This window comes from Micromonospora sp. NBC_01655, assembly GCF_026339755.1.
In the GTDB taxonomy this organism is placed as follows: domain Bacteria; phylum Actinomycetota; class Actinomycetes; order Mycobacteriales; family Micromonosporaceae; genus Micromonospora.
Genome location: NZ_JAPEQF010000001.1, coordinates 493,325 through 518,976, shown reverse-complemented (window position 1 = coordinate 518,976; position 25,652 = coordinate 493,325). Strand labels below are relative to the sequence as shown.

General features: G+C 71.4%; 21 protein-coding genes and 2 tRNA genes. 13 read left to right on the top strand and 10 right to left on the bottom strand.

The window, feature by feature from the left end:
• Nucleotides 1-2,018: 2,018 nt before the first annotated feature.
• From OOK41_RS02550 to rpmH, 8 genes are all read right to left on the bottom strand, one after another.
• Nucleotides 2,019-3,077, bottom strand: a complete 1,059-nt coding sequence (locus tag OOK41_RS02550) for a ParB/RepB/Spo0J family partition protein (RefSeq protein WP_117668137.1) — start codon at nt 3,075-3,077, stop codon at nt 2,019-2,021.
• A 27-nt stretch (nt 3,078-3,104) separates the two neighbouring features.
• Entirely contained in the window at nt 3,105-4,457 is a 1,353-nt protein-coding gene (locus OOK41_RS31830; protein ID WP_323136151.1) for an AAA family ATPase, read from the bottom strand.
• A gap of 251 nt (nt 4,458-4,708) precedes the next feature.
• The gene (gene rsmG, locus OOK41_RS02540; protein ID WP_266267713.1) at nt 4,709-5,422 is read right to left on the bottom strand and encodes a 16S rRNA (guanine(527)-N(7))-methyltransferase RsmG; all 714 of its coding nucleotides are present in this window, start codon (nt 5,420-5,422) and stop codon (nt 4,709-4,711) included.
• A 247-nt stretch (nt 5,423-5,669) separates the two neighbouring features.
• Nucleotides 5,670-6,263 carry a R3H domain-containing nucleic acid-binding protein gene (locus OOK41_RS02535; protein WP_117668134.1) on the bottom strand — a complete coding sequence of 198 codons (594 nt, stop codon included), beginning with the start codon at nt 6,261-6,263 and terminating at the stop codon, nt 5,670-5,672.
• Between the two features lie 217 nt (nt 6,264-6,480).
• Complete coding sequence (gene yidC, locus OOK41_RS02530; protein ID WP_117668132.1) at nt 6,481-7,467, bottom strand: membrane protein insertase YidC; 987 nt, start codon at nt 7,465-7,467, stop codon at nt 6,481-6,483.
• A gap of 3 nt (nt 7,468-7,470) precedes the next feature.
• The gene (gene yidD / locus OOK41_RS02525; RefSeq protein WP_207892709.1) at nt 7,471-7,710 is read right to left on the bottom strand and encodes a membrane protein insertion efficiency factor YidD; all 240 of its coding nucleotides are present in this window, start codon (nt 7,708-7,710) and stop codon (nt 7,471-7,473) included.
• Nucleotides 7,711-7,754: 44 nt separating this feature from the next.
• A complete protein-coding gene (gene rnpA, locus OOK41_RS02520) occupies nt 7,755-8,171 on the bottom strand; it encodes a ribonuclease P protein component (protein WP_117668130.1) in 417 nt (138 codons plus the stop codon).
• Nucleotides 8,172-8,206: 35 nt separating this feature from the next.
• Nucleotides 8,207-8,344: a 50S ribosomal protein L34 gene (gene rpmH / locus OOK41_RS02515; RefSeq protein WP_117668129.1), complete on the bottom strand. Its 138-nt coding sequence runs from the start codon at nt 8,342-8,344 to the stop codon at nt 8,207-8,209.
• 586 nt (nt 8,345-8,930) lie between these two features.
• Between rpmH and dnaA the strand changes: the two genes are divergently transcribed.
• From dnaA to OOK41_RS02490, 5 genes are all read left to right on the top strand, one after another.
• Nucleotides 8,931-10,811 carry a chromosomal replication initiator protein DnaA gene (gene dnaA, locus OOK41_RS02510; protein ID WP_266262825.1) on the top strand — a complete coding sequence of 627 codons (1,881 nt, stop codon included), beginning with the start codon at nt 8,931-8,933 and terminating at the stop codon, nt 10,809-10,811.
• Nucleotides 10,812-11,649: 838 nt separating this feature from the next.
• The gene (gene dnaN, locus OOK41_RS02505; protein ID WP_117668127.1) at nt 11,650-12,783 is read left to right on the top strand and encodes a DNA polymerase III subunit beta; all 1,134 of its coding nucleotides are present in this window, start codon (nt 11,650-11,652) and stop codon (nt 12,781-12,783) included.
• Between the two features lie 41 nt (nt 12,784-12,824).
• Nucleotides 12,825-13,697 carry a phosphogluconate dehydrogenase (NAD(+)-dependent, decarboxylating) gene (gene gnd, locus OOK41_RS02500; RefSeq protein ID WP_117668126.1) on the top strand — a complete coding sequence of 291 codons (873 nt, stop codon included), beginning with the start codon at nt 12,825-12,827 and terminating at the stop codon, nt 13,695-13,697.
• Between the two features lie 16 nt (nt 13,698-13,713).
• Nucleotides 13,714-14,847, top strand: coding sequence for a DNA replication/repair protein RecF (gene recF, locus OOK41_RS02495; RefSeq protein ID WP_117668125.1), 1,134 nt, complete (start codon nt 13,714-13,716; stop codon nt 14,845-14,847).
• Entirely contained in the window at nt 14,837-15,562 is a 726-nt protein-coding gene (locus tag OOK41_RS02490) for a DUF721 domain-containing protein (protein WP_266262820.1), read from the top strand. Before recF ends, OOK41_RS02490 begins: the two co-directional genes overlap by 11 nt.
• Before the next feature lie 3 nt (nt 15,563-15,565).
• On the opposite strand, the gene OOK41_RS02485 is transcribed toward OOK41_RS02490, so the two are convergent.
• On the bottom strand, nt 15,566-15,793 hold the full coding sequence (locus OOK41_RS02485; RefSeq protein ID WP_117668124.1) for a hypothetical protein: 228 nt from the start codon (nt 15,791-15,793) through the stop codon (nt 15,566-15,568).
• Nucleotides 15,794-15,896: 103 nt separating this feature from the next.
• Between OOK41_RS02485 and OOK41_RS02480 the strand changes: the two genes are divergently transcribed.
• On the top strand, nt 15,897-16,379 hold the full coding sequence (locus OOK41_RS02480; protein ID WP_117668110.1) for a MarR family winged helix-turn-helix transcriptional regulator: 483 nt from the start codon (nt 15,897-15,899) through the stop codon (nt 16,377-16,379).
• Here OOK41_RS02480 and OOK41_RS02475 read toward each other — a convergent pair.
• Nucleotides 16,364-16,918 carry a hypothetical protein gene (locus tag OOK41_RS02475; RefSeq protein WP_117668109.1) on the bottom strand — a complete coding sequence of 185 codons (555 nt, stop codon included), beginning with the start codon at nt 16,916-16,918 and terminating at the stop codon, nt 16,364-16,366. The genes OOK41_RS02480 and OOK41_RS02475 overlap by 16 nt on opposite strands.
• 528 nt (nt 16,919-17,446) lie before the next feature.
• Here OOK41_RS02475 and gyrB point away from each other — a divergent pair.
• The 7 genes from gyrB (at nt 17,447) to OOK41_RS02440 (ending at nt 25,571) form a co-directional block, all read left to right on the top strand.
• A complete protein-coding gene (gyrB, locus tag OOK41_RS02470; RefSeq protein WP_117668108.1) occupies nt 17,447-19,393 on the top strand; it encodes a DNA topoisomerase (ATP-hydrolyzing) subunit B in 1,947 nt (648 codons plus the stop codon).
• 130 nt (nt 19,394-19,523) lie between these two features.
• A complete protein-coding gene (gyrA, locus tag OOK41_RS02465; protein WP_266262814.1) occupies nt 19,524-23,306 on the top strand; it encodes an intein-containing DNA gyrase subunit A in 3,783 nt (1,260 codons plus the stop codon).
• A gap of 3 nt (nt 23,307-23,309) precedes the next feature.
• Entirely contained in the window at nt 23,310-24,215 is a 906-nt protein-coding gene (locus tag OOK41_RS02460) for a DUF3566 domain-containing protein (RefSeq protein ID WP_117668106.1), read from the top strand.
• Between the two features lie 151 nt (nt 24,216-24,366).
• Nucleotides 24,367-24,440, top strand: a tRNA-Ile gene (locus OOK41_RS02455).
• A 43-nt stretch (nt 24,441-24,483) separates the two neighbouring features.
• On the top strand, nt 24,484-24,612 hold the full coding sequence (locus tag OOK41_RS02450; protein WP_243639459.1) for a DLW-39 family protein: 129 nt from the start codon (nt 24,484-24,486) through the stop codon (nt 24,610-24,612).
• A 43-nt stretch (nt 24,613-24,655) separates the two neighbouring features.
• A tRNA-Ala gene (locus OOK41_RS02445) sits at nt 24,656-24,731 on the top strand.
• 198 nt (nt 24,732-24,929) lie between these two features.
• Entirely contained in the window at nt 24,930-25,571 is a 642-nt protein-coding gene (locus OOK41_RS02440; protein ID WP_266262810.1) for a DNA-binding response regulator, read from the top strand.
• The last annotated feature ends 81 nt before the right edge of the window (nt 25,572-25,652 follow it).

Genomic DNA, 25,652 nt, shown 5'->3' with positions numbered 1-25,652 from the left:
TCGATATCGCCCGCTCGCCCGTACTCAGTTTGTCGGCCGTTCGGCTCGGTTCCACGTGAAACCGTTGCTCGCGATCCGAGCCGCCTGGCCCGAACGGCGGCGGTGCCGGCGTGTGGTGGGCGCAGTGTTCAACCTGCTGCCGCTGCGCCGTTCGCCAAGGCGTTGGCCCTCCGCGCCGGCTGTCTTGCCGGCTCCCGGCCGGACCACGAGACCGGCCGTTGGCGGTCTGGCGCGGCTGCCTTCGGGCAGGTGGGTGTCCTCGGCTCTGTCTCCTGGTATCGGCCGGTTCTCCGATACCGGGCTCGCGGAGGGCGGTTCGGTGGCGGGTCGGCCGGCGGGGCGTCGTCCCCGAGAACACCGGCGGTCCGGACGTCCGTTCACAGGCATCCCGTCTCGTCCGTCCGCCGGCCCGGTTTCCGGTTTTGGCCCTGGCCCGATCCGGAAACCCCTGACGCCTGCTTGGCCTCGCCCTCGACCCCCACCGGCCCGCGTTCGGCTCTGGTTGCCGCTCTCCGGTCCACCGCCGGCCCCTTGTCCTGCCGCCTTAACTCGGCACCGGCCCCTCGACTGAGCCCGCGCTGCTGTCAGTCCTGCTCATCGGCGAGTGCCCGAACCCGGTTCTCGGCCCGGCCTACCCAGTCCGCCCCAGGGCGACGGCAGGGCCGCTCCCGTCCGGCCGCCTCCGCCGCGCGATCCCCGCAATTCGGTGCCACCGGCCGTCCTCAACCGATCCGACTCGCCGGTCAACGGCCCGGCCACCGTCAGCAAGGCTGGGCAGACCGTTTCACGTGGAACAGCGACCTACCTCGCCGACGTCGGTCCGTCCGGTGAACCTGCACCCGGCGGTCGCGGGGGGCGGTCGCGGGGGGCGGTCGCGGGGGGCGGTCGCGGGGGGCGGTCGCGGGGGGCGGTCGCGGGGGGCGGTCGCGGGGGGCGGTCGCGGGGGGCGGTCGCGGGGGGCGGTCGCGGGGGCGGTCGCGGGGGCGGTCGCGGGGGCGGTCGCGGGGGGCGGTCGCGGGGGGCGGTCGCGGGGGGCGGTCGCGGGGGGCGGTCGCGGGGGGCGGTCGCGGGGGGCGGTCGCGGGGGGCGGTCGCGGGGGGCGGTCGCGGGGGGCGGTCGCGGGGGGCGGTCGCGGGGGGCGGTCGCGGGGGGCGGTCGCGGGGGGCGGTCGCGGGGGGCGGTCGCGGGGGGCGGTCGCGGGGGCGGCTCTCCGACCCGGGTCGGAGAGCCGCCCTGCCGTGGACGGGTCGGTGTGGGGCGAGGGGATGGTGCGGGTCGGCCACAGCCACGCCCGTTCGGTGCTCTCCGGCCCGCGAACCGGTTGCGCCGGGGCCTCGACCGTGGGCGCATGGGCGGGGGATGCGGGGTCGCGTCGGGGAGGGATGCCGCCGTGCGGCCGGTCGCAGGGCCCGCCAAGTCGACCTTGCCGGACCCGCCAGGTCGGCCTTACCGGGCCCGGTGCTCGGCAGCAGTCGCCCGACTCGGTCGACGTTTCACGTGGAACACTTCCCCCGCTTCTTCCGGGCACGGCACGGACTGGGTTCCGAGGCGAGGCGTCACCGCCTCGGCCCTTCGGGGACGGCTCCTGACGGCCCTGGGGCGTCGTGATCAGTCCCCGCTACCCGGTAGCCGCAGCACGTCGATCGGTGCTCGCAGACACCCGCACAGCGGGCTGCTCTGCCAGCCGCGTTCGAACGGCCCCAGCGCCGCTTCCGTTCGTCAGCCAAAGAGGGTCCGCTGGCGGGGCGCCGCGGCGCAGCACGGGTGCCGGCTGCTCGTCACGCTCCTACGCGCTCAGCCCGGTCCGAGCCGAACACCGGTCGGGGCAGACCCGTAGGAGGACAGGAGACGACTCAAAGCCGCCGCAGGGCGGCGTGTCGGCGGCCTGTCTTTTCCCAGGGGCGGGCGCGGGGCGACCTTGCGTCGCCGCCGGCAGCTCCCGCACGACCAGGGGGCCGAGAGACGAATCGGCCGCGTCGTCCTGCACGGACGGCGCGGCCGGGATCCGACCGGGTCAGTCAGTCCTCGGCTTCCTCCTGGCCGACCCCGATGATGCCGACGATCCGTTCGAGGTCGTCGACCGTGGCGAACTCGATCGTGATCTTGCCCTTGCTCCGTCCGATGTCCACCTTCACATGGGTGTCGAACCGGTCGGAGAGCCGGTCCGCGAGATCGGTCAGGGCGGGGGCGTGTGGCTTGGTCCGTCGCTTCGCGGCGGGACCCTTGGCCGGTCCGTCGGCCAGCGCGAGCGCGACGATCTCCTCGGTGGCCCGGACGGACAGCCCTTCGGCGACGATGCGGAGCGCCAACTGCTCCTGGGCCTCCGCTTCGTCGAGGCTCAGCAGCGCGCGGGCATGACCGGCGGAGAGCACCCCGGCGGCAACCCGCCGCTGCACCGGGGCGGGCAGGTTCAGCAGCCGGATCGTGTTGGAGATCTGCGGTCGGCTGCGGCCGATCCGGCGGGCCAGTTCCTCGTGGGTCGCGCCGAACTCCTCCAGCAGTTGCTGGTAGGCGGCGGCCTCCTCCAGGGGGTTGAGGTTGGCCCGATGGATGTTCTCCAGCAGCGCGTCGCGGAGCATGGCGTCGTCGCGGGTGTCCCGAACGATCGCCGGGATGTTCTCCCGACCGACCGCCTGCGCGGCCCGCCACCGGCGCTCGCCCATGACGAGTTCGTACTTCTCGCCGTCCAGCGCACGCACCACGATCGGCTGGAGGAAACCGACCTCCTGGATGGAGGTCTTGAGTTCCTCCAAAGCCTCCTCGTCGAAGACCTGGCGGGGCTGCTTCGGGTTGGGCACGATCGCGTCGACCGGGATCTCGGCGAACCGGGCGCCGGGTACCGGGCTGAGCTGAAGCTCGGGCTCCGTCGGCTCGGGCTCCGTCGGCTCGGGCTCGGTCACCACCGGCTCCGTCGCTACCGGCTCGGTCACCACCGGCGGGGCGATCGCCGGCGGAACCTGGGCGGGGCGTTCACCTGCCTCGGGCGTCGCCGTCATCGTTCCGGCGGGCTGGACCGGACCGGTGGGGATGAGTGCCCCTAGCCCCCGGCCCAGACCGCCCCGAGGACGGTTCTTCATACGACGCCTCCCAGCAACTCGTCCGCACTACGCATTCCGGCTCACCGGCTCCTTGACCCCACGCTCGGCAATTTCCTGGGCGGCCTCGAAGTAACTCGTCGCCCCCCGCGAACCGGGATCGTAGGTCATCACCGACTGGCCGTAGCTCGGCGCCTCCGAGACGCGGACGTTGCGGGGAATGACCGCCTGGAGCACCTTGTCGCCGAAGTGGTTCCGGACGTCCTGCTCCACCGCGTCGGCCAGCCGGGTACGCCGGTCGTACATGGTGAGCAGGATGGTGGAGACATCCAACCTCGGGTTGAGGTGCTGACGGACCAGGTTGATGTTGTTGATCAGTTGGTTGAGCCCCTCCAGCGCGTAGTACTCGCACTGGATCGGGATCAGCACCTCCTGGGCGGCCACCAACGCGTTGACGGTGAGCAGGCCGAGCGAGGGCGGGCAGTCGATGAAGACGTAGTCGAAGTGCCCGGGGTACGCGGCGATCGCCCGGGCCAGGCGAGACTCCCGGGCCACCACCGACACCAGCTCGATCTCGGCACCAGCCAGGTCGATCGTGGCCGGTACGCACCACAGATTGGGGATGCCCTCGACGCCCTGGGCCACCTCCTCCAGCGGCACGCTGTTGATCAGGCAGTCGTAGACGTCCGGAACCCCGGTGTGGTGCGGGACGTTCAGCCCGGTAGACGCATTGCCCTGCGGGTCGAGGTCGACCACGAGGACCCGGTTTCCGTGCAGGGCAAGCGCCACCGCCAGGTTCACCGTGGTCGTGGTCTTACCCACGCCGCCCTTCTGGTTGGCGACGCACATCACCCGGGTCCGGTCGGGGCGGGGCATGCTCACCTCGCCACTTGGATTAAGGATCTGCACGGCGCGCATAGCCTCCATAGCCAACGGTGGGTCATCCTCTTCGCGCGTCGGGGTTTCACGTGAAACGTACGCGGCATCCGCCGGATCGGTCCCGTAGGCCCCGGCTGGTGGTGCCGGCGTGTCGCCAGGAACGGCGACTCCGGGGGTCGTATCGGGCACCGCACGAGGTGCGGGTTGCTGGGGAACGGCCGCTGCGGCGGGCGACGGCTCGAACCGGACGGGCGCGGTGGCGTCGCGCTGGTCGGCGACGGCACGCTCGGCGGGGGCCGGCCCGTCGGGCCGGCCAACACCGTAGACCGTCCCGGACCTTCCCACGGGCTGCCGGGCGCCACCCGGGCCGGCCGGTGCGGCGCGGCGCGGCACCGGTTCGCAGTCGACTGGAGGCGGGACCGCACCCGGGGTGCCGGCGTCCCAGCCCTGCTGGTCGGTTTCACGTGAAACGGGGTCGGTCGCGGAGCGTCCTCCGCGACCGGTCGTCACCCGTGGATCGTCGTACCTGCCGTCGTCATGCACCTGTCATCCCTGCCCGCTCCGGATGGTCGGTCCGCACCCCGTCGTCTTGGCCACGCTCGTCGCACCGCGGAGCGTACGGCCCGGCGGGAGCGGCCGGGGCTCCCTGGGGCGCAGATGCCGCCCGCTCCCGGCCAGCCTACGGCGGACAGGCGCGGCCGGTCCACGTCGGGTTCTCAGGCCGCCGCGCACCCGCATCCCTATCAACGACGCGACCTGCGGTGGGAAGCCGGCGGGGCGGCGAGGAAGTCGGATCAGCGACCCCGGCGCCGACCACCGCGCGTCCGTTTCGAGGCGGACTTGACCCGCGGCGGGTTCACGACCCGCTCCCGGACGATCTCCACCACCGTTGCGGGTGGCTCGATCACCCCGACTCCGCAGTGGTGCACCGTGGGCTCGCCCCCGCCCAGCTTGGCAACCGCCTCGGCGTGCTCGGCGATCTCGTCGGCGGCGGACGATCCCTTCATGGCCAGCAGGCGCCCGCCGCGCACCGCCAGCGGCAGGCACCAGGCGGAGAGCCGGTCGAGCGGGGCCACCGCCCGCGCGGTGACGATCTCCGCGCTGAACGGACCGACGCCGGTGGACCCGGTCGCCGCCTCCTCGGCCCGGCCCCGGAACACCCGGACCGTCTTCGCCAGGCCCAGCCGCTCGACGACCTCGATGAGGAACGAGGTGCGCCGGGCCAGCGGCTCGACCAGCGTCACGGTCAGGTCGGGGCGCGCGACCGCGAGTACCAGGCCGGGCAGGCCGGCGCCGGAACCGACGTCCAGCACCGACACGCCCTCCGGGATGCGCTCCGCCACCGCGGCGCAGTTCAGCAGGTGCCGCTCCCAGATCCGTGGTGCCTCGCGCGGCCCGATCAGGCCCCGGACCACGCCGTCGGTGGCGAGCACCTCCGCGTACGCCGCAGCGAGGTCGAGCCGCTCGCCGAAGAGGGTACGAGCCGCCTCGGCCAGCTCCGGCGGCAGCGCCGCGACGGCAGGGTCCGGCCCGCTGGTGAGGTCCGGCTCGCCCCCCGCCGACGGCTCGACGGCCGGGTCCGACCGTTCGGTGAGGTCCGGCCCGACGGCCGCCGACGGCTCGACGGCGGAGTCCGGCCCGCCGCTCGGGTCCGGCCCGTCGACGGATTGCCGGGACCGGACAGGCGACGGCCCGGGCGGCGTGCCACCCGGGCCGGTCACGGCGTCAGCCGTGGTGTCGTCGTGTGGCACCCGGTCAGTCCGCCGGCCGGACGATGATGCGCCGGTTCGGCTCGACGCCCTCGGACTCGCTCTCCACCCCGCTCATCGCGTTGACGACGTCGTGGACGCACTTGCGCTCGAACGCGGACATCGGCTCCAGCCGCACCGGCTCGCCGTACTCCTTGACCTTCTCCACCGCGTTCTTGGCGACGGCGGCGAGTTCCTTACGGCGGGTGGCCCGGTAGCCCCCGACGTCGAGCAGCAGCCGGCTCGGGGTGCCGGTCTGCCGGAACACCGCCAACCGGGCCAGCTCCTGGAGCGCCTCCAGGGTGGAGCCGCGCTGACCGACCAGGTTCTGCAGCCCGCCGCCGACCACCTCGACGACCGGCCGACCACCGGACACCAACTCGTCGATGTCGCCGTCGTAGTCGAGGATGTCGAGCAGCCCCTCGACGTAGTCGGCCGCGATCTCGCTCTGCCGGAACAGCTCGCTCTCGGCTGGCGCCTTCTTCTCCCGCGTGCCCGCCCCGGCCTCGGCCTCCTCCGCCTCGGTGTCGTCGGTGGCCTCGATCGGCGCGATCTTCTCGTCCAGGGACTGGTCAGCGCTGGGGATGCTGGTCTCGGTCACGGTCTCATCTCCGTACTCGCTCGGCCGGACCGTCGGGTCCGCTGGTCTCCCGGGCCCGGCGGACGATCGCCGGTGCCCTGGGCACGTCTGTACGGGCCAGTCTCGCCCGTGTCCGCGCTGGGCGCGGCGGTTCCGGCCCGGCGCCTGCCCTGTGGGGCGGCTGCCAGGGACCGGGCCCGTCCGCCACCGGCCGGGCCGGTGGCGGACGGCTGGAGGATCAGCCCTGGCGCTTGGCCGGGCCGCCCTTCTTCGGGTTGACCGGCTTGGCGCCCGGCTTGGGACCGGCGACCTTCGGGGCGGACGGGGCCTGCTTGACCGGGGTCGGGGCGGCCTTGCGGCCGAGCAGCCCGCCGATCTTCTTCGCCGGCTGGACCGGCCCGCGGGACGCGGGGGTGCCGGTGCGGCCCGGGGTGGGCGGCGGCGGGTACTTGCGCAGCACCCACTGCTGCTGGCCGAGGGTGAACATGTTGTTGGTGACCCAGTAGATGATCACACCGATCGGGAAGATCGCGCCGGAGACGAGCAGCGACAGCGGGATGCCGTAGAGCATCAGGCGCTGGATCATCTTCTGCTGCGGGTCCTCCGCCCAGCCGGTCTTGAGGATCATCTGGCGGCTGGTGAGGTAGGTGGTGCCCATCATGATCAGGACCAGAATGCCGGCGATCACCTTCACGGTGGTGCCGTTGGCGCCGAGGCGGGCCAGTTCCTCGGCGGTCGAGCCGAACTTGCCGGCGATCGGGGCGGTGAAGATCTTGGCGCTGGAGGCGCTGTTGAACTGGTCGACGGTCCAGCCGTAGAGGGTCTTGTTGTCCTTGGCCGGGTCGAGGCGGCGCAGCACGTGGAAGAGGCCGAGGAAGACCGGGATCTGGAGGAACATCGGAAGGCAGCCCATGAGCGGGTTGGCCTTTTCCTTCCGATAGAGCTCCATCATCTCCTTCTGGAGCGTCTCCCGGTCACCCTTGTGCTTCTCCTGGAGCTCCTTCACCTTGGGCTGGAGCGCCTGCATGGCCCGCTGGGACTTGATCTGCTTGACGAAGACGGGGAACAGGATCACCCGGACGGTGACCACCAGGAAGACGATGGCCAGGATCCAGGCCCAGTTCGTACCGATCACCGCGCCGACCGGCACGCCGATGGCATCCCAAGCCGAGTGCCAGGTCAGCAGGATCCACGAGATCGCGTAGTAGATCCAGTCGAGACTCAATTCTCAGACTCCAGTCACATCGGCACGGCGGCGACCGCCCGGCTCGGGCACCGGGTCGTATCCACCTGGGTGAAAGGGGTGGCAGCGCGACAGCCGCCGGACCGTCAGACCGGCTCCCCTCAGCGCGCCGTGTCGGGCCACCGCCTCAAGGGCGTATGCACTGCACGACGGGTGGAACCGACAGCGGGCCGGCAGCGCCGGGCTTATCCAACGACGGTACGCGACGATGGGCCCGCTCAGCAGTCGGGCACCCAGGCTCGTCGGCCGCGGAGCGGCGGAACCGCTGCTCACCGTGATCGCCGGCCCCGGGAGGTGCGGGCCGCGTCGAGCGCCGCGTCGAGGTCTGCCCCGAGCCGGGGGTACGACGCCTCGGCGGCGGCCGGCAGCGCGCGTACCACCAGGGTGCTGCCGGCCGGCAGGGCCGCCAGCCGCTCGCGGACCAGGTGCCGCAGCCGGCGCCGGACCGTGTTACGGACGACGGCGGGGCCGACGGCCTTGGACACGACGAAGCCGGCGCGGGTCGGTGTGGAGGTCTCCTCCGCACCGGGGGTCCGCGCCGGCTTCGGCGAGGTGTCGGCCGTGGGGCCGGGTGTGACGGGCAGGGTCAGATGGACGACGACGGCGCCTCGGCCGGCTCGACGGCCAGCCCGGACCGCTGCGGCGAAGTCGCTGCTGCGCCGCAGTCGTTGCGCGGCCGCCAGCACGACTGCCCACGTCCCCCGGACCGGACCTGTCGGCCTCAGGCCGACAGGCGGGTGCGGCCCTTGGAGCGACGGGTCGAGATGATGGCGCGGCCGGCCCGGGTGCGCATGCGCAGCCGGAAGCCGTGGGTCTTCGCGCGCCGGCGGTTGTTCGGCTGGTAGGTGCGCTTGCTCACGTCAGGCTCTCCGTTTTCGTACGCCCCGGAGGCAGGACCGCCGGGGTCGTGTGGTGGTCCAGGCCACCTCGGCGGTGGCCCCCGATCGGTGCTGCCCGGCGGCGCGGGACCTCGACTATGCGGGGAAGGCGACTGCGGACAGCAAGCACACACCACCCTAGCAGAGGGCGGCAGAGCAGCCGCTCCAGCCTACGCAGGGGGGCAATGACCGTCAAACACCTCGTACGGCGGCCCCGCCAGGCCGCGAGCGCGACCGAAGCGGCGGTTTTCACTGATGCCGACAAGGGTGCCACGCGTCGGCGGTTGATGGCCCCCGCCCCCCGCTGTTAGCGTGCGCGTTTGCGGTCGGCATCGGCAGCCGGTTGGCGTCGGCAGGCAAGACCGGACAAGGTAGTGAATCGTTCGGCACGGTGAAACCCGCTTCAGCGCCCGCCCAGACAGGGGGCAGGTCCGACCCGCCTCCGGCGGGAGGCCACAATCGGTCGGTACACACAGGCTGTGGATAACTTGTGGATGACGACGACCGGTCAGCCGTTCGGGCTGGACCAGCGGCGGTCGGGAGCAGAGGCGAGGGGGTGGCACGACGGTGGCCGGTACGACCGACCTTGCCGCGGTGTGGACGGCGACCACGGACGAACTCGCCGATGAGATCATCTCCGCGCAGCAACGCGCGTACCTGAGGCTCACCCGCCTCCGCGCGATCGTGGAGGACACCGCGCTGCTCTCGGTCCCGGACGCGTTCACCCGCGACGTGATCGAGTCCCGGCTGCGGCCTGCCATCACCGAGGCGCTGACCCGGCGGCTCGGCCGGCCGATCCAGGTGGCCGTCACCGTACGGGTGGCCGAGGAAACGGCCGGACGCCCGGCCGGCACGGTCTACCGCGGCGCCCCGGACGCCGGTGGCCCGCCCGGCTTCGACGGGCCCTCCGGCTTCGACGCCCACAGCTACGACGGGCCGGGAACGAACCGACACGAGCCGGAGCCCGGCCGCCCTACCCCGGGGTACCCGGACCGGGGCGAGCAGGCCCACGCCGGCCACGGCCGACCGGCCGGTCCCGGGCGCGAGGACGCCGGCTACCCGGAGCGCGGCGCGACGGAGCACCCGTCGGCGGACGACGCCCCCGCGCACTCCCCGGCGGGTGCCGACGGTCACCGGGCGGGGCTGGTGCCGGCCAGCCGGGACGCCCAGGAGCCGCTGTTCAGCACCGCCTTCGCCGAGCCGCTGGCTCCGGACCGGCGCGGCTACGAGGGGCGACCCGCGCTCGACCCGGGTGCCGACAGCCGGCCCTACGAGCCCCGGTACCGCGACGCGGGGCCGGCGCCCGGCCCACGGCTGCCCCGCGACGGCGGGACGGACAGCGGCCCCGGGCGCGGCGGCGCGGATCACCGGCCCGGCGGCCGGGACGACCGGCGGATGCCCGGGGGCGCGGATGCCGGCGGGAACCGGCTCAACCCGAAGTACATGTTCGAGACGTTCGTCATCGGCTCGTCCAACCGCTTCGCGCACGCCGCCTCGGTCGCGGTGGCCGAGTCGCCCGCGAAGGCGTACAACCCGCTGTTCATCTACGGCAGCTCCGGGCTGGGCAAGACCCACCTGCTGCACGCCATCGGCCACTACGCCACGACGCTGGGCAACGCCCGCTCGGTCCGGTACGTCTCGACCGAGGAGTTCACCAACGACTTCATCAACTCGCTGCGGGACGACAAGACCAGCGCGTTCCAACGCCGCTACCGCGACGTCGACATCCTGCTGATCGACGACATCCAGTTCCTGGAGAACCGCGAGCGAACCCAGGAGGAGTTCTTCCACACCTTCAACACCCTGCACAACGCCAACAAGCAGATCGTGATCACCTCCGACCGGTCGCCGAAGCAGCTCGCCACGCTGGAGGACCGGCTGCGGACCCGGTTCGAGTGGGGGCTGCTGGCGGACATCCAGCCGCCCGACCTGGAGACCCGGATCGCGATCCTGCAGAAGAAGGCGGCCCAGGAGCGGCTGTACGCCCCGCCGGACGTGCTGGAGTTCATCGCCTCGCGGGTGTCGAACTCGATCCGGGAGCTGGAGGGGGCGCTGATCCGGGTCACCGCGTTCGCCAGCCTCACCCGGTCGACGGTGGAGCTGTCGCTGGCCGAGGAGGTGCTGCGGGACTTCATCCCCGACGGCGCCGGCCCCGAGATCACCGCGGACCAGATCATGGTGTCCACCGCCGACTACTTCGGGGTCAGCCTGGAGGACCTGCGCGGGCACTCCCGGTCCCGGGTGCTGGTCAACGCCCGGCAGGTGGCCATGTACCTGTGCCGCGAGCTGACCGACCTGTCACTGCCCCGGATCGGACAGGCGTTCGGCGGCCGGGACCACACCACCGTGATGCACGCCGACCGGAAGATCCGCCAGCAGATGGCGGAGCGCCGCTCGCTCTACAACCAGATCGCCGAGCTGACCAACCGGATCAAGCAGACCACCTGAGCCGTACGCCCGCCGCCGCGCCACGCGGCGCGAGAACCCCGACGCCCTGCCGGACCCCGGCAGGGCGTCCGCGCGTTCGGGTCGGGTGACCCCGGACACATCCCGCCCGACGGTCCACTGTCCACAGGGGGTTCCGGGCCGTCGGTGTTGACCCTCCACCGGGTCGAGGCCGCAGGATCGGGCCGTGTCCGTCCACAGCCGCCGCTCGTTGTCCACAGCCGGTTTTCCACCGACGGTGGAAAACTACGTTCCGTCCTACGCCAGTTACCCACAGGCTGTGGACAAACCCTGGGGACGAGGCTGTGGACGGCTGGGGACAGAGCCGCCGTTGTCCACGGATCCGAGGGGTCCTGTGGGTTTCCTGTTGAAGGTTCTGGGGACAACGGCGATCCGGGCGGCCCGGCCCGTCCACAGGACTGGGGAGAAAGTCGGTGGATAACCGGTGGATAACCGGTGGACGACGGTGGACAACCCGGTGGATCGGGCGGCCTGTGGATCGCGGGGCCAGTTGTACCCCCGGTTCTCCACAGCCAAACCACCGGTGGATAACCTGTCTGACCTGCGCAGACGTCGGTTTTCCACAGTTTGCACAGGTGCGATGAAGACGATGAGTTTGTTCTTCTAAGAGAACAAAAACCAATCATCACCGTTGGACTTCCTGTGGATCGGGTCGGAACGGCCGGGGACAGCCCGTCCGGCACCGACGCGATCCACGGGGTCGGGCGCACAGCCGTTGCCCGCGCGCCCTAAGGTGCGATGGGTACCCGCACGGTCGGGCGGGACGGTAGGCAGCGGTCGGCATGAGAGAGTTGTCGCTGACGTCGACGCGGAGGCATTGATGAAGTTCCGAGTGGAGCGCGACGCGCTCGCCGAGGCCGTGGCGTGGACCGCTAAGAGCCTGCCCAGCCGGCCGTCCGTGCCGGTGCTGGCCGGCGTGATGCTCCGGGTGACCGACGGCAATCTGCAGGTCTCCGGCTTCGACTACGAGGTCTCCAGCCAGGTGACCGTCGAGGTGCAGGGCGACGCCGACGGCGCCGCGCTGGTCTCCGGGCGGCTGCTCGCCGAGATCACCAAGGCGCTTCCGGCCAAGCCGGTCGACATCGCCGCGGTCGGCGCGCACCTGGAGCTGGTCTGCGGCAGCGCCCGGTTCACCCTGCCCACCATGCCGGTGGAGGACTATCCCTCGCTGCCGGAGATGCCGGAGAGCGCCGGCACCGTGGACGCCGCCGCGTTCGCCGCGGCCGTCGCCCAGGTGGCCGTGGCAGCCGGCCGGGACGAGACCCTGCCGATGATGACCGGCGTCCGGGTCGAGCTTTCCGGTGGCAACCTGGCGATGCTCGCCACCGACCGGTACCGCCTCGCCCTGCGCGAGATGGAGTGGAACCCGGACGACCCCGAGGTGAGCATCAACGCCCTCGTGCCGGCCCGGACCCTGCACGACACCGCCAAGGCCCTCGGCCCGCTCGGCGGCCAGGTCACCATGGCGCTCTCCCAGGGCGCGGCCGGCGAGGGCATGATCGGTTTCTCCGGCGGCACCCGGCGCACCACCAGCCGGCTGCTCGACGGCGCGAACTACCCGCCGGTGCGCTCGCTCTTCCCGAGCAGCCACAACGCCGAGGCCCGGGTGGCGGTGAGCACCCTGATCGAGGTCGTGAAGCGGGTCGCCCTGGTCGCCGAGCGCACCACGCCGGTGCTGCTCAGCTTCAGCTCCGACGGGCTCGTCGTCGAGGCCGGCGGCACCGAGGAAGCCCGGGCCAGCGAGGCCATGGACGCCACCTTCACCGGTGAGGCGCTGACGATCGGCTTCAACCCGCAGTACCTGATCGACGGCCTGAACAACCTGGGCACCCAGTTCGCGCTGCTCGCGTTCGTCGACGCGTTCAAGCCGGCGGTGATTTCCCCCGCCGGCGAGGATGGTGAGGTCATCCCGGGGTACCGGTACCTCATCATGCCGATCCGCGTCTCCCGCTGATCGCACACCCCTTGACCAGACCCAGCGGAGGTAGGAAACAGATGCAGCTCGGCCTGGTAGGGCTCGGCCGGATGGGCGGCAACATGCGCGAGCGGTTGCGCGCCGCCGGGCACGAGGTGGTCGGCTACGACCGCAACGCGGAACTGAGCGACGCCGCGAGCCTGGCCGAGCTGGTCGACAAGCTTGACGCGCCCCGCGCCGTCTGGGTGATGGTCCCGGCCGGCGTCACCGACACGACCATCGACGACCTCGCCGGCGTGCTCGGTGCGGGCGACATCATCATCGACGGCGGCAACTCCCGGTTCAGCGACGACGGGCCCCGCGCCGAGCGGCTCGCCGAGCAGGGCATCGGCTACCTCGACGTCGGCGTCTCCGGCGGGGTCTGGGGCAGGGAGAACGGGTACGGCCTGATGGTCGGCGGCGCGCAGGAGCACGTCGACCGGCTGCTGCCGATCTTCGAGGCGCTCAAGCCGGCCGGCGAGTTCGGCTTCGTGCACGCCGGCCCGGTCGGTGCCGGCCACTACGCCAAGATGGTGCACAACGGCATCGAGTACGGCCTGATGCACGCCTACGCCGAGGGTTACGAGCTGCTCGCCAAGTCGGAGATCGTGACCAACGTGCCGGGCGTGTTCAAGTCCTGGCGCGAGGGCACCGTCGTCCGCTCCTGGCTGCTCGACCTGCTCGACCGAGCCCTCGACGAGGATCCGGAGCTGGCCGAGCTGAGCGGCTACACCGAGGACACCGGCGAGGGCCGGTGGACGGTCGACGAGGCCGTCCGGCTGGCCGTGCCGCTGAACGTCATCACCGCGTCGCTGTTCGCCCGGTTCGCCTCCCGGCAGGACGACTCGCCCGCGATGAAGGCCGTCGCCGCGCTGCGCCAGCAGTTCGGCGGGCACGCCGTCCACAAGCGCTGAGCGGTATCCACAGCCTGTGTACGTCCGCCGGCTCGAACTGGTCGACTTCCGCTCGTACGAGCGGGTCGGCGTCGATCTGGAGCCGGGTCCGAACGTCCTGACCGGCGCCAACGGCGTCGGCAAGACCAACCTGGTCGAGGCGCTGGGTTACGTGGCGACGCTGGACTCGCACCGGGTCGCCACGGACGCCCCGCTGGTCCGGATGGGGGCGTCCGCCGCGGTGATCCGGTGCGCCGTGGTGCACGACGGGCGCGAGCTGCTGATCGAGTTGGAGATCGTCCCGGGCAAGGCCAACCGGGCCCGGCTGGGGCGCTCGCCGGCCCGGCGGGCTCGTGACGTCCTCGGCGCGCTGCGGCTGGTGCTGTTCGCTCCGGAGGATCTGGAACTCGTCCGCGGTGACCCGGCCGAGCGCCGCCGCTACCTCGACGACCTGCTGGTCAACCGTCAGCCCCGGTACGCCGGGGTGCGCGCCGACTACGAGCGGGTGGTCAAGCAGCGCAACGCCCTGCTGCGCACCGCGTACCTGGCCCGCAAGACCGGCGGGTCGCGGGGCGGGGACCTGTCCACCCTCGCGGTCTGGGACACCCACCTGGCCCGGCACGGTGCCGAGCTGCTCGCCGGCCGGCTGGAACTGGTCGCCGCGCTCGGCCCGCACGTCACCAAGGCGTACGACGCGGTGGCGGCGGGGCGCGGCGCGGCCGGTGTCGCGTACCGGCCGTCGGTGGAGTTGACCGGCCCGACGCCGGACCGGGCGGCGTTGGTCGAGGCGTTGACGGCGGCGTTGGCCGAGTCCCGGTCGGCCGAGGTCGAGCGGGGCACCACCCTGGTCGGTCCGCACCGCGACGACCTGGTGCTCACCCTCGGTCCGCTGCCCGCGAAGGGGTACGCCAGCCACGGCGAGTCCTGGTCGTTCGCGCTGGCGCTGCGGCTGGCCGGGTACGATCTGCTCCGCTCCGACGGCATCGAGCCGGTGCTGGTGCTCGACGACGTCTTCGCCGAGCTGGACGCGGGCCGCCGGGAGCGGCTGGCGGAGCTGGTCGGCGGGGCCAGCCAGGTGCTGGTGACCTGCGCCGTGGACGACGACGTGCCGACCGGCCTGCGCGGCGTCCGGTACCAGGTCGGCGAGGGGGCGGTGCGTCGTGTCGGATGATCGGGAGCTTCCACCGGCCCGCCTCGGGCCGCCGCGCCCGGGGCGTACCCCGCCCGGCGCGACGGCCGGCCGGAACGCGGCCGGGGGCGAGGTAGCGCCGCGCCCGGCCGGGCGGCGCGACGGCGGCCCGTCGGCACAGCCGGCCGGCGGTGCCGGGCGGCCCGACGGTCCGGCGGCCGACGGTGCCGGTGGCGACGCAGCCGCCGGGGGTGCGGCGGGGCCGGAACTGGCCCGGGCGGTACTGGACGCCGCGAAGGCCCGCCGTGACGCGGCGGCCCGGACCCGCCGGCGCAGCGTGGTTTCCGGCGACGGCGAGGGCGGCCGGCGGCTGCGCGGCTACTCGGGCCCGGGGCCGGACCCGCGCGACCCGCAGCCGCTGGGTGCCGTGCTCAACCGGCTGGTCAAGGCGCGTGGCTGGGAGCAGCCGGCCGCCGAGGCGACGGTCTTCGGCGCGTGGGAACGGGTGGTCGGCCCCGAGGTGGCCCAGAACAGCCGCCCGGTGAAGCTGGAGAACGGCGAGCTGACCGTGGAGGCCCGGTCCACGGCGTGGGCGACCCAACTGCGGCTGCTCGCCGCTTCCCTGCTGAGGCAGATCGCCAGCGAGGTGGGCCACAACGTGGTGCGCAAGCTGCACATCCACGGCCCGGCCGCGCCGTCCTGGTCGCGCGGGCCGCGCAGGGTCCGGGGGCGGGGCCCACGCGACACCTACGGCTGACGGTCACTGCCCGGCGCGCTGGGCCTCTCGCTCGGCGCGCTTGCGTTCCCGCTGCTCACGGCTCCACTGCTTCCGCCTCTCCAGATCCTGCTTCCAGGCCTCCCGGGCATGGCGCGAGCCGCCCTGCACCGCTCCCTGCACCTCGGAAGGGCCGGCGAGGTTGCGGAACACCCAGCCCATGAGGCGGCCACCCTTGCCCGAGGAGTCGCCCACCTGCTTGTCGTCGCTCATCCGCCTGGCCTCTCCCGCCCCGCGCCCGGAAATAATTTCGTGCACCAATAATTGGTACACCAATCGTTGTTAGGATCGCAACGGCGACGACGAGGAGGCCGAGGTGTCCGACCAGCTAGAGGGCAACCCCCTGGCCCTGGAGGAACAGGTGTGCTTCGCGCTCTCCGTGGCGGCGCGGGGCGTGGTCGCCGTCTATCGCCCGCTGCTGGAGCCGATGGGGCTGACCCATCCGCAGTACCTGGTCATGCTGGCGCTCTGGCAGTACGCGCCGCTGTCCGTACGGGAGCTCAGCCGCCTGTTGCAGCTCGACCCCGGGACGCTATCACCGCTGCTCAAGCGCCTGGAGGCCAACGGGTACGTCCGGCGGGAGCGCGACCCCGCCGACGAGCGCAGCCTGGCCGTGACGCTCACCGGCAGCGGCGAGGCGCTGCGTGCCCGCGCCGAGGAGATCCCGCCGGCAGTGGTGCGGCGGCTCGGGATGCCGATCGAGGAGTTGCGGGACCTGCATGCCGTCCTGACCCGGGTGATCGCGGCGACCAACCGGGCCGGCGAGGGCGGTGCGAACCCCGCTCAGACGTCGGCGTAGACCGCGAAGCCGCGGTCGGCGCAGCGCCGGTAGAAGGCCGCCAGCACGCCCAGTTCCGCGCAGGTGAAGTCCCACTGCGGCGGGTCGCCGTTCTCGTCGCGCAGCGCGTCCAGCCGGCTGCCCAGCCAGCGTAGTTGCTGTTCGGCGAGGCGACCGTCGGCGAGCAGGCTGCGCAGCACGGTGCTGACCGAGTCGAAGTCGACCGTCTCCCCGTGCGGGCGGTGCCCGGCCACGAAGCGCTCGATCCCGCCGGCGATCCAGGCGCAGCCGTCCGGGTCGATCACCGGGTCCTCGTCCTCGGCGGCGGCGTCCGTGGCGTAGAGCACATTTTCCAACCCGAGCAGGAGGTCGACCAGCTCGGTGTAGGCGGTCGCCCGGACGGTCCCGGTCTTGGCGACGTGTTCCGCGAGGGCCGCTGTCGGCGCGGAGATCCGCGGCAGGTCGACGATCTCGCCGAAATCGACGAACTCGGCCGGTGCGACCGGGTCGTAGAAGCGGCCGGTCCGCGGCCAGTGCACCGCGACGTTGTCCAGCCCCATCTGGCGTCACCCCTTGAGAGCACGTGTCGGATCGTTCGGGTCGATCGTCCGGTTCCGACCGGAAAAGATCAAGACCAGCCACGCTGGGCGCCGCAAAGGTACGCCCACTTCGGTTCCGCCGCGACCCCACCCCCCGGCAACGCCCGGCCCGACGGTCGGCGGCGCCGCCCCCCGATCCGGGCGTTGCGTGTAGGGGGAGTCGCGGGTGGCGCGGTTCGGCCGGCTACGGAGGTCTCAGCCGCCGCGAAGGGGTGCCGAGTGGTGGTTCTGTCGCCTGCGCACAGTAAGATTGAGGGCGAGACGAAGACCCGACACGGAGCGACGGAAACGGCCCACCACGGGGCCGAGATCATTGTCCCACGTCGGGTCTAGCCGATCGCGATCCGCGGGCAACCGCGGCGACCGGCGCTCCGGCCCGTGCCCCGGTTTCCCTTCGGTGTCGGTCCGCGCGCCGACGTCGCGTCCTGTCCGCCGAACCCGCGCCCGACGCGCCGCTTGCGGCACCAGGGCGCGAGAAAGTGGCCGAGGGTGGCAGCGCAGGACAAGCAGGAGTACGGCGCCGAGTCGATCACCGTCCTGGAAGGGCTGGAGGCGGTCCGCAAGCGGCCGGGCATGTACATCGGGTCGACCGGCGAGCGCGGTCTGCACCACCTGGTGTGGGAGGTCGTCGACAACGCGGTCGACGAGGCGATGGCCGGCTACTGCGACACGATCGACGTGGTGCTGCTCGCCGACGGCGGCGTCCAGGTCACCGACAACGGGCGCGGCTTCCCGGTCGACCTGCACCCCAAGTTGAAGAAGCCGGGCGTCGAGGTGGCGCTGACCGTGCTGCACGCCGGGGGCAAGTTCGACGGCAAGGCGTACGCCGTCTCCGGCGGCCTGCACGGCGTCGGCGTCTCCGTCGTCAACGCCCTCTCCACCCGGATGGCGGTGGAGATCCACAAGTCCGGCTTCGTCTGGCGCCAGCAGTACGCCAACTCCAAGCCCTCGCCGCTGGAGAAGGGCGAGACGACCGACCGCACCGGCTCGGCAGTCTCCTTCTGGCCCGATCCGGACGTCTTCGAGACCGTCGACTTCGACTTCCAGACCATCTACCGGCGCCTGCAGGAGATGGCCTTCCTCAACCGCGGCATCACCATCCACCTGCTCGACGCGCGGGTCCCGGAGGGCGAGGAGGGCAAGACCCGCGAGGTCACCTTCTGCTACCAGGGCGGCATCGCCGACTTCGTCCGGCACCTCAACGCCTCCAAGAACCCGATGCACAAGACGGTGGTCGAGTTCGACGCGGAGGAGGAGGGCATGTCGGTCGAGATCGCCATGCAGTGGAACGAGTCGTACGGCGAGTCGGTCTACACCTTCGCCAACAACATCAACACGCACGAGGGCGGTACCCACGAGGAGGGCTTCCGGTCGGCGCTGACCAGCGTCGTCAACCGCTACGGCGCGGACAAGAAGCTGCTCAAGGGCGACGAGAAGCTCTCCGGTGAGGACATCCGCGAGGGCCTCGCCGCGATCATCTCGGTCAAGCTGACCAACCCGCAGTTCGAGGGCCAGACCAAGACCAAGCTCGGCAACACCCCGGTGAAGAGCTTCGTGCAGCGGGTCTGCAACGACCGGCTGGTCGACTGGTTCGACCGCAACCCGGCCGAGGCGAAGACGATCATCCAGAAGGCGTCCCAGGCCGCCCGCGCCCGGATCGCCGCCCAGCAGGCGCGCAAGCTGGCCCGCCGCAAGTCGCTGCTGGAGTCCGGCTCGATGCCGGGCAAGCTGGCCGACTGCCAGTCCACCGACCCGCGCGAGTCCGAGGTCTTCATCGTCGAGGGCGACTCGGCCGGCGGCTCGGCCAAGCAGGGCCGGGACCCGCGTACCCAGGCGATCCTGCCGATCCGCGGCAAGATCCTCAACGTGGAGAAGGCCCGGATCGACCGGGTGCTGAAGAACAACGAGGTCCAGGCGCTGATCACCGCGCTGGGCACCGGCATCCACGACGACTTCGACATGGAGAAGCTGCGGTACCACAAGGTCGTGCTGATGGCCGACGCCGACGTGGACGGCCAGCACATCCAGACGCTGCTGCTCACCCTGCTGTTCCGTTTCATGCGACCGCTGGTCGAGCTGGGCCACGTCTACCTGGCCGCCCCGCCGCTCTACAAGATCAAGTGGAACAAGAAGGGCGACGACGCGCAGTACGCGTACTCGGACCGGGAACGGGACGGGCTGATCGCGCTGCGCCAGCAGAAGAAGCCGAACGCCAGGCCGGACGACATCCAGCGGTTCAAGGGCCTCGGTGAGATGAACTATCCCGAGCTCTGGGAGACCACGATGAACCCGGCGACCCGTACCCTGCGCCAGGTCACGCTCGACGACGCGGCGACCGCGGACGAGCTGTTCAGCGTGCTGATGGGCGAGGACGTCGAGGCGCGCCGCTCGTTCATCCAACGCAACGCCAAGGACGTCCGCTTCCTGGACATCTGACGGACCGGGCGGGCCGCCCCGGTCGTCCACCGGGCGGCCCGCCGATCCACAGGGTTATCCACAGCATGGCCGGTTTCCACAGCGGTTATCCACAGCACGAAACCGACTCTGATTCTGATAAGGGTTAACAGTGACCGATACCCCCGAGTCCACCCCGAGCGAGCCCGAGGTCCCCGAGACCGCCGCCGCCGCAGTCGTGGCGCACGACCGCATCGAGCCGGTCGGGCTCGAGGTGGAGATGCAGCGCTCCTACCTCGACTACGCGATGAGCGTCATCGTCGGGCGGGCGCTGCCGGACGTCCGGGACGGGCTCAAGCCGGTCCACCGCAAGATCCTCTACGCCATGTTCGACTCCGGCTACCGGCCGGACCGCGGCTACGTGAAGTGCTCCCGGGTCGTCGGCGACGTGATGGGTCAGTTCCACCCGCACGGCGACTCGGCCATCTACGACGCGCTGGTCCGGATGGCGCAGCCCTGGTCGCTGCGGTACCCGCTGGTCGACGGCAACGGCAACTTCGGCTCGCCCGGTAACGACCCTGCTGCGGCGATGAGGTACTGCGTAACGGGAAATGTCCGTATTCGTACTGCCGGCGGCAGTCTACGGATTGGTAACCTCGTCACGGACGCGGCGCCGGGCAGCGAGACGGACATCGAGCTGAAGGTCCGCGACCGCAACGGCGACCTGGTCCGCGCCTCCAAGTTCTTCCACTCCGGCGAGCACCCCACGCTGCGGCTGCGCACCCGTGAGGGGTACGAGCTGACCGGCACCCACAACCACCCGGCGCTCTGCCTGGTGGACGTGGCCGGCGTGCCGACCCTGCTCTGGAAGCTGCTCGCCGAGATCAACCCCGGTGACCGGGTGGTCATCCAGCGGACGGTGCCGGACGAGATCGGCTACCCGATGCTGGAGCACGTCGAGGCAGCCGTCCTCGCCGGCGCCTTCGTCAGCGAGGGCTGGGTGTCCGAGGAACGCGCCGGCTTCAACAACGTCGACCGGGAGTTCTTCATCCGGGTCCTCGCGGCCTACGACCTCGCCGTCGGCGGCCCGCGCTACGTCAGCCAGCGCACCATCGCCTCCGGCAGCCTGCTGCACGAGATCGACATCCAGGACCTCTCCGCACTGCGGGCGAGCATCCTCGGTGAGCTGGTCGGGGCGCGGAGCGCCGCGAAGTTCGTGCCGGAGTTCGTCTGGCAGGGCCCGGCGGCGATCAAGCGGGCCTTCCTCCAGGCGCTCTTCGAGGGCGACGGCTCCTCCTCGCTGCTGCCCCGCAACACCATTCAGATCTCGTACTCGACCCGCAGCGAGCGGTTGGCCCAGGAGGTCCAGCAACTGCTGCTGGAGTTCGGCGTGATCAGCAAGCAGGTCCGGTACGACTCCGGTGAGATCAAGGTCGTGGTGAACAACCGCCGCGACGCCCGGATCTTCGCCCAGCAGGTCGGTTTCTTCGGTCGCAAGCAGACCAAGCTGGAGTCGGAGCTGGCGGCCGTGCCGGTCATCAGCACGGCTCTCTCCAGCGACCACGTGCCGCTGGTCGGCGACTTCATCCGCGAGCACGGTGCGACCCGGTGGACCGAGCGGGACTGGCTGCGCCGGCACAACGTCGACCGGATCGAGCGCTGGGAGCGGGACCGCGACGAGATCGCCGCCCGGATCACCGAGCGCGACGTGCTCGACGTGGTCGAGCCGCTGGTCGACGGCAGGTTCTACTACGCCGAGGTGGCCAGCGTCACAGACGCCGGGGTGCAGCCGGTCTACAGCATCCGGGTGGACACGGACGACCACTCGTTCGTCTCCGACGGCTTCGTCAGTCACAACACCGAGTGCAAGCTCGACCCGCTGGCGATGGAGATGCTGCGGGACATCGACGAGGACACCGTCGACCTCCAGGACAACTACGACGGCCGGGCCAAGGAGCCCACCATCCTGCCGTCCCGGATCCCGAACCTGCTGATCAACGGCTCCGAGGGCATCGCGGTCGGCATGGCCACCAAGATCCCGCCGCACAACCTGCGCGAGATCGGCGCGGCCGTGCAGTGGTGCCTGGAGAACCCGGAGGTCGACGAGGCCAACACCCTCGACGCGCTCATGGAGATCGTCAAGGGCCCGGACTTCCCCACCCACGGCCTGATCGTCGGCACCCAGGCCATCCAGGACGCGTACCGGACGGGTCGGGGCTCGATCCGGATGCGGGCCGTGGTGGAGGTCGAGGAGGACAAGCGGGGCCGCCCCTGCCTGGTGGTCAGCGAGCTGCCCTACCAGGTCAACCCGGACAACCTCGCCGAGCGGATCGCCGAGCTGATCAAGGAGGGCAAGCTCGGCGGCATCGCCGACATCCGGGACGAGTCCTCCGGGCGTACCGGCATGCGGATCGTGCTCGTGCTCAAGCGCGACGCGGTCGCCAAGGTGGTGCTCAACAATCTCTACAAGCACACCCAGCTTCAGGAGACCTTCGGCGCCAACATGCTGGCGCTGGTCGACGGCGTGCCGCGCACGCTGAACCTGGCCCAGTTCATCCGGTACTACGTCGAACACCAGATCGAGGTGATCCGGCGGCGGACCGCGTTCCGGCTGCGCAAGGCCGAGGAGCGGGCGCACATCCTGCGCGGCCTGTCGAAGGCGCTAGACGCCCTCGACGAGGTGATCGCCCTGATCCGGCGCTCGCCGACCGTCGAGGACGCCCGGCAGGGCCTGATCCGGCTGCTGGAGATCGACGAGATCCAGGCCACCGCGATCCTGGACATGCAGCTGCGCCGGCTCGCCGCACTGGAGCGGCAGCGGATCCTCGACGACCTGGCCAAGCTGGAGATCGAGATCGCCGACCTCAAGGACATCCTGGCCAAGCCGGAGCGGCAGCGGCGGATCGTCTCGGAGGAGCTGGGCGAGATCGTCGCCAAGTGGGGCGACGAGCGGCGGACGAAGATCGTGCCGTTCGACGGCGAGGTCTCGATGGAGGACCTGATCGCCCGCGAGGACGTGGTGGTCACCATCACCCGCACCGGGTACGCGAAGCGGACCAAGGTCGATCTGTATCGCTCCCAGCGGCGCGGCGGCAAGGGCGTCAGCGGGGCCACGCTGCGGCAGGACGACATCGTCAGCCACTTCTTCGTCTGCTCGACCCACGACTGGATCCTGTTCTTCACGAACAAGGGTCGTGTGTACCGGGCCAAGGCGTACGAGCTTCCGGAAGCCAGTAGGGTAGCTAAGGGCCAGCACGTGGCCAATCTGCTCGCGTTCCTACCGGACGAGCAGATCGCGCAGATCATCGAAATTCCGAACTACCAGGTGGCCCCCTACCTGGTACTGGCCACGAAGAACGGCCTGGTGAAGAAGACGCGGCTCGAGGAGTTCGACTCCAACCGTTCCGGCGGAATCATCGCGATCAACCTGCGCGATGAGGACGAGTTGGTCGGTGCTGCCCTCGTCGCCCCGTCCGACGATCTGCTGCTGGTCTCGAAGAACGCCCAGGCGATCCGCTTCAACGCCACCGACGAGGCGCTGCGGCCGATGGGCCGGGCCACGTCGGGCGTGATCGGCATGCGGTTCAGCGACGACGACGTCCTGCTCGCGATGGAGGTCGTCCGCGAGGGGCTGGATGTTCTGGTGGCCACGAACGGGGGATACGCGAAACGTACCCCGATCGAGGAATACCCGGTCCAGGGCCGGGGAGGTAAGGGCGTGCTGACTGCGAAGATCACCGAACGGCGCGGTGGTCTGGTCGGCGCGGTGGTGATCGACCCGGACGACGAACTGTTCGCGATCACCAGCAACGGTGGTGTCATCCGGACTCCGGTGAAGCCTGTACGCCGTACGCGTGACCGGAACACAATGGGGGTCAAGCTGATGGACCTCCCGGACGGCGTGACTATCGTGGCGATTGCTCGCAATGCCGACGAGCCTGACGAACAGGACTAGTTGATGACGGAGACACAGGCGAAGTCGGGGAACAAGGGGACCTCGGCCAACCCGGTCGACGAGGAGGCCGCCGCTAAGGGCGGCGCACCAGCGACCGGCCGCGCGGCCGTGGGCCGGGCGACGGTCCCCGCCGACGCGCCTGCCCCGAAGTTCACCCGGGCCCCCGGTATGACACCGCCGCCGGAGAAGCCCGGCGACGACCAGGGGGCCAGTGACAAGACCGAGACATCCGGCATCGACGCCCCCACCTCCGCGGCGGCTCCGGCCGCGGCGGCGGGCGGCACCCCCCGCCCGGGGCCGACAGCGTCGACCCGGACAGGCAGCGGCCCGTCTGCCGGCAGTGCCGCCACCGGCACGCTGCCGCGCATCGGTGGCGGCACGACCAATCCCCAGCCGGACGGTGCCCGTCCGGGTGCCGGTGGCCGCCCCGCCAATGGCGGCGGGCTGCCGCCGGGGGTCGCCGGGGCGTCCGCCGTCGGGGCCGCCCGGGTCGGTGACGCGGTACGCGCCGCGCGTACCTCGGTCAGCTCGGCCGCGTCCCGCGGGCCGCGTCGGGCCCGGCTGAACCTGAAGCGGATCGACCCCTGGTCCGTGATGAAGTTCGCCTTCGCCGTCTCCGTGGTGCTCTTCATCGTGGTGGTCGTCGCCACCTCGGTGCTCTACCTGGCGCTGGACGCGATGGGCGTGTTCCAGAGCGTCAACGAGAGCCTGAGTGACCTGGTCAACGCCGGCGGGCAGAGTGCCGGCGGCTTCCAGATCACCGCCAAGGGCGTGATCCTCAGCTCCGCCCTGATCGGGCTGGTCAACGTCGTCCTGTTCACCGCGCTCGCCACCCTCGGCGCGTTCGTCTACAACGTCTGCGCCGACCTGGTCGGCGGGATCGAGCTGACGCTCGCCGAGCGGGACTGATCGCACCCGACGCCGGGGCGCGCCGCGTAAAAGCGGTCGCCCCGGCGTCGGGCGTCCGGGTAGTTTCAGGGGGCACGGCGAGCAGCGGACGGCCACCGACCCCGATTTGGGGCGCGGCGGGCGGATGCGTTAACCTTGGCCGTCGCCACGCGGGGCTATAGCTCAGTCGGTTAGAGCGCAGAGCTGATAACTCTGAGGTCGCTGGTTCGATTCCAGCTAGCCCCACCGCACATCGTTCCGACGGCTGTCGAGCGCGAGGGGTCGCCCCATGTTCAAGAAGCTTCTGATTCTGGCCGGCGTCGTCGGCGTGGCCGCCGTGGTCGCTAGGAAGATCATGGCTTCGAACGACGAGCGCGCACTGTGGCACGAGGCGACCACCGCCCCCGACCTGCGCTGATCGTTCCTCCGATTGCCAGCTCCCGGCGGCTCCGCCCGCCTTCGGGGCCCTAGCTCAACTGGCAGAGCACTGCCTTTGCAAGGCAGGGGTTAGGGGTTCAAGTCCCCTGGGCTCCACCAGCACGGATACTCGAACGGAGGGGTGCGCGAGCCGCACAGCCGCAGTTCGGGTCCGAGATCCTGGGCAGTACCAGGGCGCCAGGGTGGAGCAGTCGGGTCTGGACGTACCGCAGCCGGCTCGTTTGTGGACCATCGCCCCGCTGCGCCGGGAGTGCTCGGCATGCAGCTCCTGACGGCCGCCCCCGTACTGTGGTCGCCATGACAGCTGCCCTGGTCGGAGCCGGTTCTGCGGCACTCATCAAGATCCTTCTGGCCGAGGACCAGGGGATGATGCGCGGGGCGCTCGCTCTACTGCTGGGCCTCGAAGAGGACATGGAGGTCGTGGCCCAGGTGGCCGAGGGCGACGAGATCGTGCCGGTCGCACTGAAGATCCGGCCCGACGTCGCGGTGCTGGATATCGAGCTGCCCCGTCGTAGTGGGCTGGACGCCGCCGCCGAGCTGCGTACCCAACTGCCCGACTGCAAGGTGCTCATCGTCACCACGTTCAGCCGTCCGGGCTATCTGCGCCGGGCGATGGAGGTCGGGGCGATGGGTTTCCTGTCCAAGGACGGCCCGGTCGACCAGTTGGCCGCGTCGATCCGGCGGGTGCTCAACGGCGAGTCGGTGATCGACCCCTCGCTGGCGGCTGCCGCGCTCAGTGCGGGGCCGAGCCCCCTGACGGCCCGGGAGCGGGAGGTGCTGGCGGCAGGGCTGGGCGGCGCGACGGTGGCGGACATCGCGGCGAAGCTGTGGCTGTCGGAGAGCACCGTCCGCAACTACCTGTCGTCGGCCATCGGCAAGACCGGCGCCCGCAACCGTACGGAAGCCGCTCGGATCGCCGACGAACGGGGCTGGCTCTGACCGGCTGACGGCGGGCCGTCGGCAGTGACATTTGTCCTGCCGGAGTCCGGATATCTTCTTCTACAAGGGGTCCGACCTGCA

Coding starts and splice junctions, on each gene's coding strand:
- OOK41_RS02460 (WP_117668106.1), top strand. CDS start 23,310: ATGACGGAGACACAGGCGAAGTCGGGGAACAAGGGGACCTCGGCCAAC.
- dnaN (WP_117668127.1), top strand. CDS start 11,650: ATGAAGTTCCGAGTGGAGCGCGACGCGCTCGCCGAGGCCGTGGCGTGG.
- OOK41_RS02475 (WP_117668109.1), bottom strand. CDS start 16,918: ATGGGGCTGGACAACGTCGCGGTGCACTGGCCGCGGACCGGCCGCTTC.
- OOK41_RS02450 (WP_243639459.1), top strand. CDS start 24,484: ATGTTCAAGAAGCTTCTGATTCTGGCCGGCGTCGTCGGCGTGGCCGCC.
- OOK41_RS02440 (WP_266262810.1), top strand. CDS start 24,930: ATGACAGCTGCCCTGGTCGGAGCCGGTTCTGCGGCACTCATCAAGATC.
- OOK41_RS02485 (WP_117668124.1), bottom strand. CDS start 15,793: ATGAGCGACGACAAGCAGGTGGGCGACTCCTCGGGCAAGGGTGGCCGC.
- gnd (WP_117668126.1), top strand. CDS start 12,825: ATGCAGCTCGGCCTGGTAGGGCTCGGCCGGATGGGCGGCAACATGCGC.
- OOK41_RS02550 (WP_117668137.1), bottom strand. CDS start 3,077: ATGAAGAACCGTCCTCGGGGCGGTCTGGGCCGGGGGCTAGGGGCACTC.